The 18,695-nt window shown below is 43.0% G+C and carries 16 protein-coding genes, 1 tRNA gene and 1 other RNA gene; 7 read left to right on the forward strand and 11 right to left on the reverse strand.

Annotated elements, in window-relative coordinates; genetic code table 11:
• Positions 1-16: 16 nt before the first annotated feature.
• Complete coding sequence (locus Q4492_RS10605) at positions 17-739, reverse strand: SDR family oxidoreductase (RefSeq protein WP_303417725.1); 723 nt, start codon at positions 737-739, stop codon at positions 17-19.
• 107 nt (positions 740-846) lie between these two features.
• Here Q4492_RS10605 and Q4492_RS10610 point away from each other — a divergent pair, with 107 nt between their 5' ends.
• Positions 847-1,755 (forward strand): LysR family transcriptional regulator, encoded by a 909-nt coding sequence (locus Q4492_RS10610; protein WP_303417727.1) that lies wholly within the window; start codon positions 847-849, stop codon positions 1,753-1,755.
• A 166-nt stretch (positions 1,756-1,921) separates the two neighbouring features.
• Positions 1,922-4,423 carry a GGDEF and EAL domain-containing protein gene (locus Q4492_RS10615; RefSeq protein ID WP_303417729.1) on the forward strand — a complete coding sequence of 834 codons (2,502 nt, stop codon included), beginning with the start codon at positions 1,922-1,924 and terminating at the stop codon, positions 4,421-4,423.
• A gap of 123 nt (positions 4,424-4,546) precedes the next feature.
• Here the strand turns inward: Q4492_RS10615 and Q4492_RS10620 are convergent, their stop codons facing one another.
• A complete protein-coding gene (locus Q4492_RS10620; protein ID WP_303417730.1) occupies positions 4,547-4,876 on the reverse strand; it encodes a YegP family protein in 330 nt (109 codons plus the stop codon).
• 539 nt (positions 4,877-5,415) lie between these two features.
• Positions 5,416-5,601, reverse strand: a complete 186-nt coding sequence (locus tag Q4492_RS10625; RefSeq protein ID WP_303417732.1) for a hypothetical protein — start codon at positions 5,599-5,601, stop codon at positions 5,416-5,418.
• Between the two features lie 525 nt (positions 5,602-6,126).
• On the opposite strand from Q4492_RS10625, the gene Q4492_RS10630 reads away from it, so the two are divergent.
• Positions 6,127-7,017, forward strand: a complete 891-nt coding sequence (locus tag Q4492_RS10630; RefSeq protein ID WP_303417734.1) for a hypothetical protein — start codon at positions 6,127-6,129, stop codon at positions 7,015-7,017.
• 227 nt (positions 7,018-7,244) lie between these two features.
• Here the strand turns inward: Q4492_RS10630 and Q4492_RS10635 are convergent, their stop codons facing one another.
• The 4 genes from Q4492_RS10635 to Q4492_RS10650 form a co-directional block, all read right to left on the reverse strand.
• Positions 7,245-7,541: a DUF1840 domain-containing protein gene (locus Q4492_RS10635; protein WP_067985058.1), complete on the reverse strand. Its 297-nt coding sequence runs from the start codon at positions 7,539-7,541 to the stop codon at positions 7,245-7,247.
• Positions 7,542-7,753: 212 nt separating this feature from the next.
• A non-coding RNA gene (locus Q4492_RS10640) (RtT sRNA) lies at positions 7,754-7,872 on the reverse strand.
• Positions 7,873-7,918: 46 nt separating this feature from the next.
• Positions 7,919-7,995, reverse strand: a tRNA-Arg gene (locus tag Q4492_RS10645).
• 65 nt (positions 7,996-8,060) lie between these two features.
• Complete coding sequence (locus Q4492_RS10650; RefSeq protein ID WP_303417737.1) at positions 8,061-8,309, reverse strand: hypothetical protein; 249 nt, start codon at positions 8,307-8,309, stop codon at positions 8,061-8,063.
• A 322-nt stretch (positions 8,310-8,631) separates the two neighbouring features.
• Between Q4492_RS10650 and Q4492_RS10655 the strand changes: the two genes are divergently transcribed.
• On the forward strand, positions 8,632-9,048 hold the full coding sequence (locus tag Q4492_RS10655) for a cytochrome c5 family protein (protein ID WP_303417739.1): 417 nt from the start codon (positions 8,632-8,634) through the stop codon (positions 9,046-9,048).
• 67 nt (positions 9,049-9,115) lie between these two features.
• On the opposite strand, the gene rep is transcribed toward Q4492_RS10655, so the two are convergent.
• Positions 9,116-11,128, reverse strand: a complete 2,013-nt coding sequence (gene rep, locus Q4492_RS10660) for a DNA helicase Rep (protein ID WP_303417741.1) — start codon at positions 11,126-11,128, stop codon at positions 9,116-9,118.
• Between the two features lie 260 nt (positions 11,129-11,388).
• On the opposite strand from rep, the gene Q4492_RS10665 reads away from it, so the two are divergent.
• Entirely contained in the window at positions 11,389-13,107 is a 1,719-nt protein-coding gene (locus Q4492_RS10665; RefSeq protein WP_303417743.1) for a GGDEF domain-containing response regulator, read from the forward strand.
• A gap of 51 nt (positions 13,108-13,158) precedes the next feature.
• Here the strand turns inward: Q4492_RS10665 and Q4492_RS10670 are convergent, their stop codons facing one another.
• The 3 genes from Q4492_RS10670 to Q4492_RS10680 form a co-directional block, all read right to left on the reverse strand.
• Positions 13,159-14,673, reverse strand: a complete 1,515-nt coding sequence (locus Q4492_RS10670; RefSeq protein ID WP_303417745.1) for a YifB family Mg chelatase-like AAA ATPase — start codon at positions 14,671-14,673, stop codon at positions 13,159-13,161.
• 98 nt (positions 14,674-14,771) lie between these two features.
• A complete protein-coding gene (locus Q4492_RS10675; protein ID WP_303417747.1) occupies positions 14,772-16,418 on the reverse strand; it encodes a diguanylate cyclase in 1,647 nt (548 codons plus the stop codon).
• 75 nt (positions 16,419-16,493) lie between these two features.
• Entirely contained in the window at positions 16,494-16,751 is a 258-nt protein-coding gene (locus tag Q4492_RS10680) for an accessory factor UbiK family protein (RefSeq protein WP_067869797.1), read from the reverse strand.
• A gap of 302 nt (positions 16,752-17,053) precedes the next feature.
• Here Q4492_RS10680 and Q4492_RS10685 point away from each other — a divergent pair, with 302 nt between their 5' ends.
• Both Q4492_RS10685 and Q4492_RS10690 read left to right on the forward strand, forming a co-directional pair.
• Positions 17,054-17,392: a P-II family nitrogen regulator gene (locus tag Q4492_RS10685; protein ID WP_067869800.1), complete on the forward strand. Its 339-nt coding sequence runs from the start codon at positions 17,054-17,056 to the stop codon at positions 17,390-17,392.
• A 36-nt stretch (positions 17,393-17,428) separates the two neighbouring features.
• Positions 17,429-18,685: an ammonium transporter gene (locus Q4492_RS10690; protein WP_303417752.1), complete on the forward strand. Its 1,257-nt coding sequence runs from the start codon at positions 17,429-17,431 to the stop codon at positions 18,683-18,685.
• Positions 18,686-18,695 lie beyond the last annotated feature (10 nt).

Below are 18,695 nucleotides of genomic sequence, written 5' to 3' on the forward strand. Positions count from 1 at the left end.
TCAGGGGCGAATGCAATTAAGGCTCTTGCTTTGTTGGAGCAATCACAATCTCTCTAATACAAACATTTTGCGGCTGCTGATAAGCAAATAACGCTGACGCAGATATATCTTCCGGCCTTATCGCTCCACCTATAGCCTCTTTCCACTCTTGATAACCATCAATAACCTCCTGCGACGTTGTATGAGAAAGCAATTCCGTCTCTACTGCCCCAGGTGCCAGTGTAATAACACGAACATTTTTATCGGCCACCTCTTCACGTAAATTTTCACTGATCGCATGTACCGCAAATTTGGTACCGCAATAAGCCGCATGATTAGGAAAGGTCTTTCGCCCAGCAACTGAGCTCACATTAATGATTGTGCCACACTGCCTCTCTTTCATCCCAGCCAGCACCAAATGAACACCATTCAATAGTCCTAACACATTCACATCAAACATCTGTTTCCATTCAGCAGGGTTCTGACTATCCATCTGCCCTAGCAACATACAACCCGCATTATTGATAAGACAATCAACTGGCCCATAAACCCCTTCAGCTTCGGTAATAGCCACAGACATAGATTGGCTATCACTCACATCAACCTGCCGACATAAGGTATCTGATAATTGAAGCGCTTCTAGCTGATCTACACGCCTTGCCAGTAACAACAATGGAAATCCCTCAGCATTAAAGCTGCGCGCCATTGCAGCACCAATACCGGAACTCGCACCAGTGATAACAACTAATGGTTTTTTCACAATCCACCTCTCACAAAATTAAAATCACGGCAACACTATCTGTGTCCATTTTAACTTGCTTACTGTTATGATAAATAACCCTAATATGAAAACATTGTTTGAAAATAATGAACAAAATATATTGGAATGGTATTCGCTCCTTTTTGGCCGTTGCTAAACATGGCAGCTTTTCAGCCGCCGCAGAAGCAACAGGGCTATCTAAAGCCAGTCTGAGCCAGCAAGTGTCACACCTTGAGCAATTACTGAATGTTCAGCTGCTCTATAGGACCACGCGCTCTTTGCGCCTATCTGAGGTTGGCGTTCAATATTATGAGATGTGCAAACAGGGCTTTGACCAGCTCGATGCAGCACAAGAGTGGGCCCAGCACACAAATCAAGAGCTACAAGGCGCCATAAAAGTGAACTCTGTTGGTGGGATTATTGGAGAAGACGTTATTGCTCCACTCCTGATCGGGTTTCAGCGTGAATACCCACAGATTAACGTTGAGCTCGACTTTTCTAGCCGTAGAGTTGACCTTATTAATGATAAATATGATCTTGTAATAAGAATGGGAGACCTACCAGACTCCAGTCTAATTGCTCGCAAGCTGCATACCTTAACGACCCATTACGTAGCTAGCCCATCCTTAATGCATAAATACCCACCGATATTACATCCTCAGGAGCTTAATCAACTCCCTATGATTTGCGGTAGCGTAACTGAGTGGGAATTTTCAACACAAAATGAACAATATAAAATCAATTTTAAACAAGGTTTTAAAATTCCAAATGGCAGGGTCATGTTACAAGCGGCCCAAGCAGGCTTAGGCGTTGCAAGGCTACCTGATATTTACGTACAGACAGCGATGAATAACGGCGATCTTATTGAGATCTTGCCCGATTGGGCTCAATCAACCACCTTATCGTTGATCTGTCCTCCTTCTCGCTACCAATTACAAAGAATTAAAACCTTGATGGACTGGTTAGCTACCCACTTCCAAGAGCAATATGATCAAGTTCTTTTAGATAAACGCTGAACGTTAACACTCAGCCCATCCTTATAGCTAAGACCCACCAAAAACAACAAGGGTAATCTCTATCTATTTAGGAAATGACGACCATTATTGAAGCATAGCGCCGATATATACAATATATTTAATGTATAACCTTTATAAATTCTCATTTCTCTACAATACTGCTTGGATGAAACTAAAAAAATCAAACACCTCAACCAGTGATTTCACCTCTGAGCATCTATTTAAAATGGTGTTTGATCAACAACCTCAATTTATGGCGGTTTTATCTCCCGATGGGCGCGTACAGGAGGTCAACCGCCTTGTCCTAAACAGGCAAGGCGCTAAACGCGAAGACTACATTGGAAAGTTATTTTGGGAATCCCCAGCTTGGAAAGGAATGCCAGAATGGGAAAAAATTTGGAAAGCCCGTTTTAAGCAAGCCGCGTCCCAACGCACACCTATTATCACGGAGGACATTTATAATATTGATGGCTCTATTTTTTATGCCGACGCAACGACAACTGGCCTATACCTAGCAGATGATGGTCCACTCATTGGTTATATCGTGCAAGCAACAGATACCACTGAACGCCGTTTAATTGAAAATAAAAATCTCGAGATTCACGACCGCCTAAACTTTGTTCTTGAGCAAAGTAAAACAGGGAGCTGGGATCTAAATATAATTGATCACACATCTTATCGCTCACCCCAACATGACCAAATCTTTGGATATGAGCGTCAATTGCCTGAATGGACCTATGAGATGTTCCTCGAGCATATTGTCCCCGAGGATAGAGCCGAAATAGATCAAAAATTCCAGCAATCGATCAAAGATAAATCTGACTGGGATTTCGAATGTAGAATCCTTCGTAAAGACGGTGAGATCCGTTGGATTTGGGGATCAGGAAGCCATCGACTCAATGCGAAAGGCCAAATTAAGAGCATGGCGGGTATAGTGCAAGATATCACCAAACGTAAACAGTTTGAGGCCGATAAACTACACTATGCAGCTGAACTCAAAAGCCTCTTTCAAGCCTTACCTGATATTTACTTCCAACTAAAATCTGACGGTACAATTTTAGATGTTCAGGCCCAAAATCAACGTCAGCTTTATATGGAGCCCTGCTCTTTTATCGGCAAAAAGATGCAAGAGGTTTTACCGCCAGATGTAAGCCAACTATTTCAGACTAAACTCGATGAGATAGAACGCTTCCAAACAATGCAAATATTTACCTACGCACTCACAATACAAGGGGAATTAAAGTACTTTGATGCACGATTAAATCAAATGTCCATTGATAACAAACTAGTTTGCGTTATTCGCGATGTCACTGAAATAAAACGTTCGGAAAAAGAACTTTATCATCTAGCCCATCACGATGCCCTTACCGGCCTGCCCAATCGCCTACTGTTAAATGAACATTTAGATCATGCAATTAAACGAGCAAAACGCTCTAAATCCATAGTTGCAGTTATCTTCTTTGATTTGGATAACTTCAAGATCATCAATGATAGTTTTGGTCACATTATTGGAGATCTACTACTGAAAGAAGCAGCACAACGGCTGCAAAGCTGCGTACGGGAAGAGGACTCTGTTTCACGCATTAGTGGTGATGAATTTATTCTTTTACTAGAAGACATTGATCACACAGATGACCTCATTGTTGTAATAAAAAAATTATTAGACACCTTCCAAAAAGAGTTTGTATTAACAGACCATACTGTCTCCGTCACCGCCAGTATAGGTATTAGCCTTTACCCTCAAGACGGTCAAAACTCCACTGAGCTATTGCGCAATGCTGATGCAGCAATGTACCGGGCAAAAAACAATGGTCGTAATACTTACCAGTTTTACAGAGAGGATATGACTAACAGTGCGCTTGAGCATATATTTTTCAAAACCAGCTTGCATCAAGCCATTGAAAGGAGTGAATTTCATCTAAATTTCCAGCCACAAATACGTTTGCAAGATAACGCTATCATTGGGTTAGAGGTATTGATTCGTTGGACACACCCATCAGCAGGAAACATACCACCAGGTAAATTCATCCCCTTCGCAGAAGAATCCAATTTAATTATTCAGATTGGTGACTGGGTTTTACTTGAAGCCTGTAGCCAAGCCAAAAAATGGCTTGATCAGGGCATTGAATTTGGTCGCATTGCGGTCAATGTAGCAGGCCCTCAAATCAAACGGGGAAAACTCGTCGACACTGTAAAAGCTGTTTTAGTAGAAACCGGCTTACCTCCCAACCATCTGGAGCTAGAAGTAACAGAAAGCTACATTATGCAGGAAGCAGATAGAGCCGTAGAACAACTGAACGAACTCAAAAACCTTGGCATCACTTTATCTATTGATGACTTTGGAACGGGCTATTCATCGCTTAGTTATCTAAAAAAGCTCCCTATTCATAAATTGAAAATTGATCGTAGTTTTATCCGCGATATTCCATCCGATACAGATGACATGGCCATCTCAAAGGCGGTCATTGCTTTAGGTGCAAGCCTAGGACTTACAGTGATTGCAGAAGGTGTTGAAACACAAGAACAAGTGGACTTTCTCACTCATGCAGGCTGCAACGAAGTCCAAGGCTTTTTATATAGCCAGCCTGTGGATAAAAATGCGATTGAATCATTTTTACTCGGCAAGCGAGATCTGCCAGTCTTACCCACAAACAAAGATCATCCATGACATCAACGAAGCATCTGATCAAACTCGGCATGAATAACGATGAAAACAGTAGGCAAGAAGAAGGGAATACAATAGCGAAAAAATGTATCTAAGAGCCGATTAAAGCTCTTAGATACACGGATATCATACTTCGACAGTCGCTGCCTCAGATGCAGCTCTCATAACAGCCTCTGTGCCGTTTTTAGCACCCTGTTCCGATGTGTAACCTTGGCTCGAAAGAATAACCTCATGATTACCAGCCTTCAAATTGAAGTACCACTTACCACTTTTACCCTCAAACACTTTGTAGCGTTCTTCAAGGGCAGCATTCTTTTTAACTGATTCAATACCATTTTTAGCGCTAGCTTTAGCTTTATAACCTTCAGAAGAGCCAATATTCTCGCCATTGCCTGCTTTTAGTCTAAAACGAAACTCCCCTGCTTTATCTTCGTACAGTTCAAACTTAGCAGCCATTATATTCACCTCGTGAGTTATCAACTCGAATTGGATTAATTTAGGTATCTAAGGTTGGACGAGACAGCTCAAATAAGACTTCATCCATAAAAAGACATCTACGATTTGAGCATATCCACATGAACCTAAGGTGAATTAAGTCCTCGTTAGCGGTCTTCGAAAAGTAGGCAATTAGAAGATTTTAGGGCAGATTTTTTTTGCGAAAGCATATGACACAAGCCACATAATTATTAAGGCTAATTCCAGATCGTCATCTCAAACATTTCAATAATAATGTTTAAATACTTAGAGGGAGATCGCATCACTGCGAATAATACCGTTTCATAATAATCCACATTACAGTGCAAACTAAAACACTAATCCCGCGGCACTTTATACTAATGCGATTACTTAGCATCATATATAAGGAGGCTTATATAGCCCCTTCACATAAATTATTTGTAACCCTAAAAAAGTAGAAACGCTAATCAAGTTACTCCCTGCCAAAACAGGCATCAAGCAACCTTATTAAATATGGAAGGGGCTAATTAGATGGTAGATCATGCCGCACACTCCGGCGCATTTGCTTGCTGCCATAGAGAATTCATAGCATTCCAGTACCAGTTATTAAGGGAGATAATCTCCTCTATAGACTCACAAGTCGATAGAATTTCATGATGTGTTTCAGTAAGCGAATGGGTCCGCTCTATTAGTTCGTTCAAGCTCATAGAAGTAGGTATGCTCATGTTTTAATCTCCTCACAGCCAAGCTGTGAAAGTTTATTAATAAAACGTTGGCTGTTGCCTTATATCTATTCCCCGCAATTCAAAAACGAGTCACTTTATATAGATATAAACAACTAACTACTCTGCTATGTTTTTATCTTTATCAAATTTACAATTCAGGCTCTTATTATAAGGAGTTAGTGACAGCGAATCTGAGATCAACATCTTTGCTTTTTCTAACCTAGCACTTTCTAACCCCTACAGGCCTGCCTATAAAATAACCAATTTACAACCAAAAGTCATTATATTTTTGTGCAGTGCAGCAAAATACTTAATATGACCGATTCATGTAAATTCAAGGGCCTCTATATAAATAGATGCAAAGGCAGCTAAAAATGATAACTGCACCGCACAAAGAAAATTGTCAGCATAATATTCAAGACAATTTTACGTAATGAGCAATATTAGGGCACCGTCAAAACAAAGTAGAACCTAAAGTGCGATATGATATGAGCGCATAAACAGGATTCAAGGACGCATCTCAGTATGAGCAAAACACTTTCAACATCGGCACTTGCAAAAAACAGAGCGATATCAGGTAAAGAACTATTTTCACAGTTAGAAGCATGTGGTTTCATCCAACGCGCAGGAAACGAGTGGAAGTTACTCCCAGCAGGCGAAAAAGCAGGAGGCCAATATTTTGATCATCCAAAATACGGTAAGTACATTACTTGGCCCGAAGACCTCTCACTCGAAAGCTCATCTGCAAACCCAACAAATTCAAGTCTGGAAAAACTTGTCACAGCTACAGTGATCGGTAAAACCTTCAAGCTGTCAGCAAATCGAATGAATTCAATCCTGTCAGAACTGGGCTGGATAGATAAAGCACTCAAAGGCTGGACCATCACCTCTTCCGGCACAGCAGCTGGTGGTGAACAAAAAGAAGATTTCCGCTCAGGTATCCCTTATGTTGTTTGGCCCCAATCCATCACTAAAAACAAAGCCCTAAAAACCACCATTAGCGAAGTCCAAGGTGAAGCGGCATCCGAAGAAGCAAAACAAGAAACGAGTGATGACTCAAACTTCCGTGACAAATTTGAAGCAAAACTTCGTACCACCGATGGACATTACGTTCGCTCCAAAGCAGAAATGCTCATAGATAATTGGTTGTACATGGCTGAAATAGTTCATGCCTATGAGCGAAAACTACCTATTGAAGAGGAGGTCTACTGCGACTTCTACATCCCAACAGGCAAGGTCTACATCGAGTACTGGGGCTACGAAAACGATTCAAAATATCTACACAGAAAAGCACAGAAGCAGGAAATTTATAAACAATACGGCTTTAAGTTAATCGAACTTGAAGATAAGGACGTTCAGAACTTAGATGATGTTCTACCTCGCATGCTATTGAAGCATGGGGTGCAGTCATATTGATTGCTTGATATTTGAAGTTGTGGCCAAAGCATAGGAGATTATCTAAAAGCAGATAAAACGAAGGGGAACTGTATGGTTACCACTTCCCCTTGTTGTTTTGGATATAGGTAAGAATGAGGCCAGTATCTATTTCTCGGACACTAAGAACAAAAAGGCCGATACTTAGTTGATGTTTTCGCCTCTACCCTTAAGCCTCACTAAAGGCTTAAAGTAATCCAGTGCTGTAACTATTTCCACATAACGTCTGATTTTTCCTTCGCAGCAGCAGTAAGAAGCTCAATGAGCGGAAGCGCACGATTGGTAATGCTCACTTCTGCCTCCTCAGTATCCTCGTCCATCACGGGTGACTGGTTTTTATCCGCATCAATTGCAGCGGATAACTTGCTCAGTGCTTCAGGCACATCTTCGGCCAGAATTGCGCCAGGTACGGTAGCGCTATGTCCCATCATTTTTAGCATGGAAAGACCTACATCGCCAAACATCGTAATACTGCTATATGCATCGGTTGAAAATGTTATCAGCATGAGCTGCTCCTTGAATTAATAAACCTCCACTACTGAGTAAAATATAGCAGATAGAACAGACATCTACATTGTTACAGGTCCCTGTGACACCAATACGTGATACCCCGCTCGACAAATATCGGATGTTGCATTGTGACCAACAGACAAATACGTCATGCAAACGGATCTTGGGGGCGCCTTTGGCTCGGTTAGATAGCCAACAAGAACACACATAAAGAAAAAAGAGGGATTATTCGCTGCGCTCACCCTTCGGGCCGTCGCAAGCTCCGTTGTCTCGCTTCGCTCAGCTCGAACCCATCGGGGGTTCTCACCCTCCAGTTTGGTGCACTGAATTTTGGTGAGGAGGAAACTGAAAGATGTGGAGACATATAAAAAAGTGGCGCGCCTGGAGGGATTCGAACCCCCGACCAACAGGATCGGAACCTGCTACTCTATCCAGCTGAGCTACAGGCGCACTCAAGAAGTGTTTGCGTGGCGTATTCTACCGATGCGCTGCTTATTCGCCAAGGCTTTTTAAGCTCAATTTGTTTGGGATTGAGTAGAGGTCGTGCAATATAGGCTTTTTAACTCTTCTTCGAGGTCGCCTTGCATAATAACCTCCCATTCATCTTTGTCTTCTGTATAAGCTAAGAACGAATGGCAACTACTGCACCTATAGATGCGCTGATTAGGTATAGAACTTAATAAGGTAAGCTTGGTTGTTGGGCTTGGTTTACCGGTCAACGTTCGGCAAACACAATTCTCATACATTCCATTGCTGGTCATCATAACCCCGCTGTTGATTTTAGACCTTAGTCTTAATATATTTTTACTCCTTTAGTTTAATAAAATCCATTCCTTTATCAATTCCTTGTTAAATTTAAGGTTTATTGCTTTTTAACTACAAAAAATTGCCCTAAATCAGCGGATTGCTGCGTTCTCCTGCCAAAGCCCCATTTCAGTTGTGATTATTTACCGTTATAATCCGCAGCCGGTGAAACTTTGAGCAGTCGAGTCTGAATTTCCGCCTCAGAGCAACTTATGTTGTGGTTGGGCATCCTACAGATCGCACTGCGCATATTAATTTGTGGTTTATTGAGAGGTCGTGACTGTGAAAAAAATCACTTCAGCATTGGTTGCTCTAGGTCTAGGTATTGCATTAAGTGCATCTGTACAGGCGACATCTAACGATGAAGCTGTTGCCGAGCGCATTAAAGCAGTAGGTTCTGTTTGTATAGAAGGCGATGATAGCTGTGGCGGCGCTGCTGCTGTAGCGGCTCCTGCTGCGGCTCGTACAGGCGAGCAAGTTTATTCAACTAAGTGTGCTGCGTGTCACGCAACAGGCGCTGCAGGTGCACCGAAATTTGGTACTTCTGAGTGGGCTGACCGTGGAGCTAAAGGCATTGACGCTCTACTTGCTTCAGCGATTAATGGCTTAAATGCTATGCCACCACGTGGCTTATGTGCTGATTGTTCTGATGATGAGCTAAAAGGTGCGATTCAGCATATGATGGATAGCGCTCAGTAATTAAGCGCCGTTCTGATATAAAAAAAGCCGCTTATGCGGCTTTTTTTATCTTTGTCTTATAACAAATCTAGTCAAACATATTTTTTAAACTATTCAGCGTAGCTTGGCCCCGTTTCTGATTTTGCACAGGGCACTTCTCTCCCGCTCCCTCTATCTCTAAATCTTCAGGCGGTAGTTCATCTAAAAAGCGACTTGGTAGGCAGTCCAACACTTCACCATATTGTTTACGTTGCTTCGCTAAGGTAATGGTCAAACAGCGTTTCGCCCGCGTAATACCTACATAGGCTAAGCGTCGCTCCTCTTCGATATTATCGGTTTCTATACTGTTCCTATGGGGAAGCAGCTCCTCTTCCATCCCCATAAGAAATACATGAGGAAATTCGAGCCCTTTTGACGCATGCAATGTCATTAATTGAACACGATTTGAATCGTCCTCTTCCTCTTGCCTATCTAGCATATCGATCAATATTAAGCGGTTAATCGCCTCTTGGATTCCCGCATCAGGTTCTTCTTCCTGTAAGCGCTCCATGGTCGATTTAAGTGAGTCCATTAAGAAATGCACATTCTGCATTCGCTTTTCGGCCATCGCATCACTAGAGCTATTTTGCGCAATCCAGCCTTCGTAATCGATATCGCGCATCATTTCATAGATCGCATCAATCGGATCACCTTGGTGACATTGACGGTAGATATGTTGCATCCAGCTACAGAAACGGCGCAACCGCTCTAAAGCATTGGCAGGCATCACTTGCTCTAAACCTAGTTCTTCGCAGGCATTGAACATACTGATCTGGCGTTCAACCGAGTACTGGCCTAGCTTTTGTAGCGTGCTCGGACCAATCTCTCGGCGCGGCAGATTGATAATACGTAGAAAAGCGTTGTCATCATCAGGATTAACCAACACTTTTAGGTAGCTCATTAAATCTTTAATTTCTGCACGGGCAAAAAAGGAGGTGCCACCATTTAACTTGTAAGGTACTTGATAGTGTTGCAGCTTCATCTCCAATAGACGTGCCTGGAAATTGCCACGGTATAAAACAGCCATATCTTTAAACTGAATATTATTCCGCAGATGCAGGTCTAAAGTTTCTGTTGCTATCCGTTCACATTCAGCATCTTCATTACGCGTATGTATCACCCTTATAGGATCACCCATACCCATATCACTCCATAAGGTTTTTTCATACACATGGGGGTTATTGGCAATCAGGGTATTGGCTGCTTTCAGTATACGGCTCGTGGAACGGTAGTTTTGTTCTAGTTTGACAACTTTTAGACTTGGGTAATCTTTCTCAAGCTGCACTAAGTTCTCAGGCCGCGCGCCGCGCCAAGCATAAATAGATTGGTCATCATCCCCTACAACGGTTAGTGCGCCTCGATGCCCAACTAAGAGTTTAACTAAACGATATTGAGAAAGGTTGGTATCTTGGTACTCATCCACCAGCAAATAACGTAACCGGTTTTGCCAACGCTCTAAAACCTTCGGATGTTCTTCAAACAGGCGAACAGGCACAAGAATTAGATCATCAAAGTCTACTGCGTTATAAGCACGCAAGTGTTGCTCGTATTCCTCATAGGCACGGGCACATAAAATATCTTGTGGTAACTGCGCTGACGCCAAAGCTTGAGCTGGCGTTAGCATCTCGTTCTTCCAACTAGAGATCTGATTTCGGACTATATCAACCTGATCACTTTCTTCGTTGTTCTGTAGCATCAGATCTTTTAATAGGGCTTTTGTGTCCTGATCATCAAAGATAGAAAATCCCGGCTTAAAGCCAAGATGCTTATGCTCACGCTTAATAATTGTAAGGCCAAGGTTATGGAAGGTAGCAACGGTCAGGCCTTTACCTGCTGGACTCCCCTCTAGCAGAGCATTAACACGCTCTTTCATCTCTCGTGATGCCTTGTTAGTAAAGGTAACAGCGGCAATATTGCGCCCAGCAATTCCACATGAGTTGATCAAGTATGCGATCTTGCGCGTAATTACACTGGTTTTGCCAGACCCGGCACCGGCAAGCACCAGTAAAGGACCACCAATATAGTCCACCGCTTCTTTCTGTCGTGGATTTAATCGAGACATTCTTTAAAAAACCTTAAAAAACGGCTAAAGCTTAGCCATACGCAGCCGAAACATAAAGGATGCGACTAGGGTAATACCAACTATAAATTTAGATAACTCTTTGATATATAAAAATAAAACAAGTGTTTGAATAATTCTTGCAGAGTGTTAATCTGAATAAAGTAAGACTTATTGGTAATTATGACACGAAAATTTTACAGGGAGACATCTCTTTATAAAATTTGTGTCTATAAATAAAGTGTCACACTGGGAAGTTGGCGATGTGCTCAGCGCTACAGCAGTTACCCGATAAACATAAAAAGATTTTACTGATCGATAGTCATCAGGAGAATCAAAGCAGACTTAAGTCGATACTGGAGCAACATCCACTGTATCAACTAACGCGCTGCAATGACCATGTAGAAGCATTGCTGATTCTGCAGCAGTCCTCTATTGATTTCATTTTACTCAGCTGTAACAACTCTCCACTCCCTTGCACAACTATAATTTCTGACCTGCATAAATTTCGCCCAAACACGCCAATTATTGCACTCAGCCCTCACATTACCGAAGAACAGGGGCAGAAACTCTTAACAGCGAACGCCACCGACTTTTTATCTTATGAGACACTGAATACAGAGATATTTTTAAGGACGCTACGCCACGCAGAACTCACCATTAAGCAAAGCACAGAGATACAACTTTTACGCCATTCCGATACTTTAGCTCCTGTTGGCAACCGCCAATTCTTCTATTTAACCCTCCTATACAAACTCAATTCCCTAATACAACAAGGCCGCCAACTTGCCCTAATCACTATTGATTTAGACCATTTCCGTAAATTTAATACCCGTTATGGTTTTTCAGCAGGTGATGAAGTTGTTTTAGAATTAGGTAAACGTATACAAAGTAGCGTTAGCAACGATGAAATGGTCGCAAGAATAGGCAACGATGAATTCGCCATTATTCTGGATCTACCAAGTACAGCGCCACTATTAGACACCGTCAAATCCCTACTGGGTAAGCTTATCGCCACATTAAAATCGTCCTATACTCACAGCCAGTCTCAGACCCAGATCGACTGTAGCATTGGTGCGGTATTGGCCCCTGAACATGGCAGTGAAGTTGATCTACTTACCAAGCGAGCCAGCATGGCTCGTATGCAAGCCAAACAAATTCATGGCTGTAGTTATTCAATCTATCGCCCTGGTATGGAATTAACGTCTGATAAAACCGTAGGTCTTGAATCAGAAATAATGACCGCCCTAAGAGCAGAACAGTTTGTGCTCTTTTACCAACCCCGTATCGACCTCCGTTCAGGCAAGATTGTCGGGGCTGAAGCGCTAATTCGTTGGCAACATCCAACCCGCGGAATGATAATGCCTGGCGACTTTATCCCCCTATGTGAGCGGAATGGTTTAATTGTACCTATAGGGTATTGGACCATTAGACAGGCAGGCTTGCACCTTAAAGAATTAAAAGAAGCAGGCATCCATATTGATCGTTTAGGGGTCAACTTATCTTTCCGGCAGTTTAAGGATGATATGTTAGTCGATACCATCAAACGTATTATCAAACAGGAAGATATAGATACATCGGTTCTCGAATTTGAGTTAACAGAGTCAGCTATTTTTAACGATGAGAACCACGTTAGGGAGTGCCTCGATTCCTTAGCAGAAGAGGGGATCACTTTTTCATTAGATGACTTTGGTACCGGCTACTCCTCATTTTCATTACTGCATAAACTGCCCATCAGTGCGTTAAAAATTGATCGCTCATTTGTAAGTCACCTCAATGAGTCTTCAGAAGCCGAGGAGATTGTGCGCTCTATCATTAGCCTTGCCCATAATATGAAATTAACGGTTGTCGCTGAGGGCGTTGAAACAAGGGAGCAGTTAGACTTTTTGATTCAAGATAACTGCGACCAGATCCAAGGCTACTTCTACAGCCCTCCCGTTAGCTTCAGTGATTTTAAGCGAATGTTTCCTAAACCTCAGTAGCAACAGAAAACCTCTTCGAGCTAATACAATATTACCGCTGCGCTATCAGCTTTATCTTAATAAAGCCCTAGCAGATACTCGATAGCTCAACGCTTCCAGTAGATGCTTACTCTCCACCTTTTCCGCACCAGCAAGATCCGCAATGGTTCGCGCCACCCTTAAAACACGATGATACGCACGAGCTGACAACTGTAGTTTCTCCAACGCCTTAGCCAACATATCTTTATCTGAATCACTGATACAACAGATCTGTTCAAGCTGTTTACCCTCCAACATCTGGTTTGGGTAGCCTTGGCGCTCCATCTGCTGTGATCTTGCAAGAATAACGCGCTCTCTTACCTGCTCACTTGTTTCTTCAGCATCGGGGTAAGCCATCAGCTCTTTTTGTGACAAGGCTTGAACACTTAACTGCAAGTCAATACGATCCAACAATGGGCCCGATACTCGGGACTGATAACGTCGCACTTGATCAGGACTACAGCGGCAACGTTCCGTACCATCATTGTAGTAACCACATGGACAAGGGTTCATTGCGGTAACTAATTGAAATCGAGCAGGGAACACAGATTGACGAGCGGCGCGAGAGATTAAAATCTCACCAGATTCGATAGGTTCACGCAGTACCTCTAAAACCTTACGACTAAACTCAGGCAGCTCATCTAAGAATAAAACACCTTGATGAGCAAGAGAGATCTCACCCGGTTTAGGATTCCCACCCCCGCCCACCAAAGCAACAGAGGATGCAGTGTGGTGTGGCGCACGAAAAGGGCGCTGACAGATAAGCCCTTCACCGCCACTACGTTGCGCAATCGAATGTATTGATGCCACCTGTAAACGTTCAGATTCTGTCATTTCAGGTAGCAAGCCGGGCAAACGATTGGCCAACATACTTTTACCGCTACCGGGAGGGCCGACCAATAGTATGTTATGTGAACCTGCCGCCGCGATCTCTAAAGCCCTTTTCGCTTGAAGCTGCCCCTTAACATCATTCAGATCGGGATAGACTGCACTATATGTATGCGCTCCGGGACTAGCGACCGCACAGCTAATCAATTGCTCTGCTTTTAAATGGGCACAAACATCCAACAGATGAGAAGCGGGATAAACACTCAACCCTGAGGCAAGCGTTGCATCATCTCCATTTGAAGAAGGAAGAAACAAACCCCGACCAGCCCCACGACAAGCCAGTGCTACAGGCAGCACACCCGCAACAGGTCTGAGCTCACCAGAAAGAGCGAGTTCACCAATCAGCTCTTGGGACTTCAGGGGCTCCACCGGTACTTGGCCACTTGCAGCTAAAATACCAATGGCGACAGCAAGATCGTAACGCCCACCCTCTTTAGGAAGATCTGCAGGCGCGAGATTTACTGTAATTCTACGTTGAGGAAAGTCATATCCAGAATTTATTAAGGCACTGCGGACCCGTTCTCGACTCTCTTTAACCGCAGTTTCAGGCAAGCCAACAATGGAGAAACTAGGCAGTCCACCTGAGAGGTGAACTTCCACAGTAACTAGGGGCGCATCAATTCCCACCTGCGCACGGGTATAAACAATCGCTAATGACATAAGCTTCCATCCTTGGAAGAATATTGAAAAAACTAAAGATAACCGCTAAACAGAAACTTGAAAAGGGCCCTTCTTATTCATGATTATTGGAGGGCCGATTAATGCTCAACAGCCAAATGTTCAAGAAGCTGCTGCAAAGTTAGTGGCATACCAAAATAACGGCCCTGCATTAGCATACAACCTTGCTCTGATAACTGTCCTCGCTGACCCTCAGTGCTAACACCATCGGCCAACACTTCAATATCCAGCTTATCCGCAATTTTTAAAACGTTATCAATAATTTTATGGCGCCCCTCATCACTATTCATCATAGTGACTAGGCCTGCGTCGAGTTTAATAAAATCAGGATCTATATCACGTATTTTCTCCAGAACCGGCGCCTCACAAACGAATCCGCTGATGGATAAAAGCGCTTCGCTAGTCAACAGATCAAACAAGGCGCCCTCTTTTTCCAACGCGGTTTGAATATCCACGTCGATCATCACCCGCCCTATTTGCTGATATTGGCTTAACTGATTAACCCAACGCTGAATGCTTTCTTTGCTCGATAGCTGCTGAGATTCAATGCGAAAAGAGATAAAACGAAGGCTAGGGAAACGCTCCCAAACTACATCTAAAGAGCGCAGTTCTGAATCGATCCAATGCTCAAATTGTTCGATGGAATCTGAATGTTCCAACAGTGCTGAAAATTCAGAAAATGGCACTAAGCCTAACTCAGGATGAATCCAACTAGGCCTTGCATGTACAGCCACAACTCGATGACTATAAATACTGTAAATAGGCAGATAGGTCATCTGGATTTCATGGCTGACAAGCGCAGTCACCAGATCCTCCTCTCGGAGAATCTGAGGGCCTTTGCTTCTCTCCATTAATGCACTATAGGCTCTAAATGTGTTCCGCCCACCCTGCTTAGCCGCATACATCGCAACATCTGCTTTTTTAACCAGATCTTTACCCCGCTCTGCATGTTCGGGATAGAGTGATATACCTACACTACCACTAATAAAAATCTCTCGATGGTCAACAAACACACCATGGGATAGCTGCTCAACAACCCTTTGTGCCACTTTAACAGCCGCATCCATACCATCAACAGCCGGTAGCATCATCACGAACTCATCACTACTTAAGCGTGCTAATGCATCTTCATCACGCACCACTGAGCCTAATCTACGTGCGACCTCCTGCAACAAATTGTCGCCAACATCGCGCCCTAAATTATCGTTAATCCATTTAAAACGGTCCAAATCAACCAGCATTACAGCCAGCTGTTCATTATCTGCTTTAGATTTTTCCAGTCGCTTATCCAGTATGCTTTGAAACATCTCCCAATTAAGTAGACGTGTAAGCTCATCATATTGAGGAATTTGTGACGGCGCTTCAGCGCTAGTTTTTAGCTGACTCATATTAAAAAATTGAGCAATATAACCAACAAACTCATTGTCATTATTGGTTATCTTTATCACATTAAACCAAGCGGGATAAACAGAACCATTTTTATGCCTATTAAACAGTTCACCCTGCCATACATGAGTATCATTAAGATCAAGCCAAGCTTGCTCGTAGCTCGTATCTGATAAATTACCCGCACCTAAGACGCTCGGTTTCTGACCCACAACCTCATCAAAGCTATAACCGGAAATTTGCTGGAAGGCAGGGTTCACCCGAATAATATTATTATCCCTATCCGTCACAATCACAGCCTGAGGAGAACATAGAAACAACTGCTGCTCAAAATCTTTCATTATAAAAAACCAACCCCGTCTGGGTTAAATGTAAATGAGATAACATGTAAAACGGCTTAACTTTTCTATTTAAGACTACGGCTTTTTCTGTAAGGTTTCGTCTAACGCCTTTAACTGCAATTCTAATGCTTCAACTTTTTCTCTCGTCCGCAACAAAACCGCTTTTTGCGCATCAAACTCTTCTCTACTGACAATATCCAATCGATCAAACGTACCTTGTAGTAGGGATTTCACCTGCGCCTTAACGTTTTCTTGGTCTAGCACTTTCGCTTCACCAGAGAATAACTGAGAAAACTGTTCTGCTAAGCCTTCAATTAAATGTGGCTTGATCATTTTGTACCTCTAAAATCAGATAAAACACGACTCCAACTATAGCAATAAACCCATAACAAACCAGCCTCTCAAACAACAGCACCATTATGGTGCATCTACAAAAATAGCACTCAAACAACCGCCCTAAAATATCGCACAAAAATCAACCAAAGACAAAACAAACCAAATAACTAATTGATATTAAAGAGCTTTTAAAACATGGCACATCCTTCGCTATAGTCAGGGCAAGAATTGGTAATTAACTGTTTACTTAGCAATTTAAGTATTTTGTATTGAATTTAGTATTTATGGGGGATAACAAAATGAAGATGGTCTCCGCTGTCATCAAACCATTCAAACTGGATGATGTCCGTGAAGCTCTTTCTGAAATCGGTGTTCAAGGTATCACCGTTACAGAAGTAAAAGGCTTTGGACGTCAAAAAGGTCACACAGAGCTATATCGTGGCGCTGAATATGTAGTCGATTTTCTACCTAAAGTACGTGTAGATGCGGCTGTGTCCAGTGACATAGTAGATCAGGTCGTAGAAGCGATCAGTTCAGCCGCTCAAACCGGCAAAATAGGTGACGGTAAGATTTTCGTTACTTCTATTGAACAAGTAGTGCGTATCCGTACCGGTGAAACCGGCACTGAAGCGCTTTAAACATAGACTTACGATTGCTTCTGGAGGAACCAACCAATGGAAGAACTTTTAAATTCAACAGCTGCTGATGTAACTCAGCTGAAGTATGCCCTAGATACTTTCTATTTCTTAGTATGTGGTGCATTGGTCATGTGGATGGCTGCTGGCTTTGCTATGCTGGAATCTGGCCTAGTACGTGCTAAAAACACCACAGAAATTCTAACTAAAAACGTCGCGTTATACGCGGTGTCATGCATCATGTACTTAGTTTGCGGTTACGCAATCATGTACGGTGGTGACTACCTACTTTCAGGTATTACTGGTGATGGATTCACTGGCGCTGAAGAACCTGCTACTTACGCTCCATCAGCTGACTTCTTCTTCCAAGTGGTATTCGTAGCGACTGCAATGTCTATCGTTTCTGGTGCCGTTGCTGAGCGTATGAAGCTTTGGGCTTTCCTTGCTTTCGCTATCGTAATGACTGGTTTCATCTATCCAATGGAAGGTTCTTGGACTTGGGGTGGCAATGCTGTATTCGGCATGTACACGCTTGGCGATCTAGGTTTCTCTGACTTCGCAGGTTCTGGTATCGTTCACATGGCTGGTGCTGCTGCAGCTCTTGCTGGTGTTCTGGTTCTTGGTGCTCGTAAAGGCAAATACACTAAAGAAGGTGGCGTTAACGCTATCCCTGGTGCCAACCTTCCTCTAGCTACACTAGGTACATTCATCTTGTGGTTGGGTTGGTTCGGTTTCAACGGTGGTTCTGTACTTGCTACATCCGACGTTGAAAACTCAAACGCTGTTGCTGTTGTGTTCATGAACACTAACGCAGCTGCTGCCGGCGGTGTTGTTGCTGCGCTAATTGTTGCTCGCCTACTGTTTGGTAAAGCGGATCTAACAATGGCACTTAACGGTGCGCTAGCAGGTCTAGTTGCTATCACTGCTGAACCATCAACTCCTTCTGCACTACAAGCTACATTGTTCGGTGCGATGGGTGGTGTATTAGTAGTATTCAGTATCCTAACACTTGATAAAATGAAGATTGATGACCCAGTCGGTGCAATCTCTGTACACGGTGTTGTAGGTCTTCTAGGTCTTCTACTAGTACCACTAACTAACGATGGTGCTGCGTTCTCTGGCCAGATCATTGGTGCACTAACTATCTTCGGTTGGGTATTCGGAACAAGCTTGGTTACTTGGTTTGTAATTAAAGCGGTTATCGGTGTACGTGTAACTGAAGAAGAAGAGTACGAAGGTGTAGATATCTCTGAATGTGGTATGGAAGCATACCCAGAGTTTACATCTGCTAAGTAATCTATCTCTA

The organism is Neptuniibacter sp. 1_MG-2023 (assembly GCF_030547185.1).
GTDB lineage: Bacteria > Pseudomonadota > Gammaproteobacteria > Pseudomonadales > Balneatricaceae > Neptuniibacter.

Bases quoted from the DNA above. Each gene is read 5' to 3' on its own strand.
- Q4492_RS10630 (WP_303417734.1), top strand. From the start codon at position 6,127: ATGAGCAAAACACTTTCAACATCGGCACTTGCAAAAAACAGAGCGATA.
- Q4492_RS10625 (WP_303417732.1), bottom strand. From the start codon at position 5,601: ATGAGCATACCTACTTCTATGAGCTTGAACGAACTAATAGAGCGGACC.
- Q4492_RS10675 (WP_303417747.1), bottom strand. From the start codon at position 16,418: ATGAAAGATTTTGAGCAGCAGTTGTTTCTATGTTCTCCTCAGGCTGTG.
- Q4492_RS10670 (WP_303417745.1), bottom strand. From the start codon at position 14,673: ATGTCATTAGCGATTGTTTATACCCGTGCGCAGGTGGGAATTGATGCG.
- Q4492_RS10685 (WP_067869800.1), top strand. From the start codon at position 17,054: ATGAAGATGGTCTCCGCTGTCATCAAACCATTCAAACTGGATGATGTC.
- rep (WP_303417741.1), bottom strand. From the start codon at position 11,128: ATGTCTCGATTAAATCCACGACAGAAAGAAGCGGTGGACTATATTGGT.
- Q4492_RS10620 (WP_303417730.1), bottom strand. From the start codon at position 4,876: ATGGCTGCTAAGTTTGAACTGTACGAAGATAAAGCAGGGGAGTTTCGT.
- Q4492_RS10680 (WP_067869797.1), bottom strand. From the start codon at position 16,751: ATGATCAAGCCACATTTAATTGAAGGCTTAGCAGAACAGTTTTCTCAG.
- Q4492_RS10635 (WP_067985058.1), bottom strand. From the start codon at position 7,541: ATGCTGATAACATTTTCAACCGATGCATATAGCAGTATTACGATGTTT.
- Q4492_RS10665 (WP_303417743.1), top strand. From the start codon at position 11,389: ATGTGCTCAGCGCTACAGCAGTTACCCGATAAACATAAAAAGATTTTA.
- Q4492_RS10650 (WP_303417737.1), bottom strand. From the start codon at position 8,309: ATGATGACCAGCAATGGAATGTATGAGAATTGTGTTTGCCGAACGTTG.
- Q4492_RS10610 (WP_303417727.1), top strand. From the start codon at position 847: ATGAACAAAATATATTGGAATGGTATTCGCTCCTTTTTGGCCGTTGCT.
- Q4492_RS10615 (WP_303417729.1), top strand. From the start codon at position 1,922: ATGAAACTAAAAAAATCAAACACCTCAACCAGTGATTTCACCTCTGAG.
- Q4492_RS10690 (WP_303417752.1), top strand. From the start codon at position 17,429: ATGGAAGAACTTTTAAATTCAACAGCTGCTGATGTAACTCAGCTGAAG.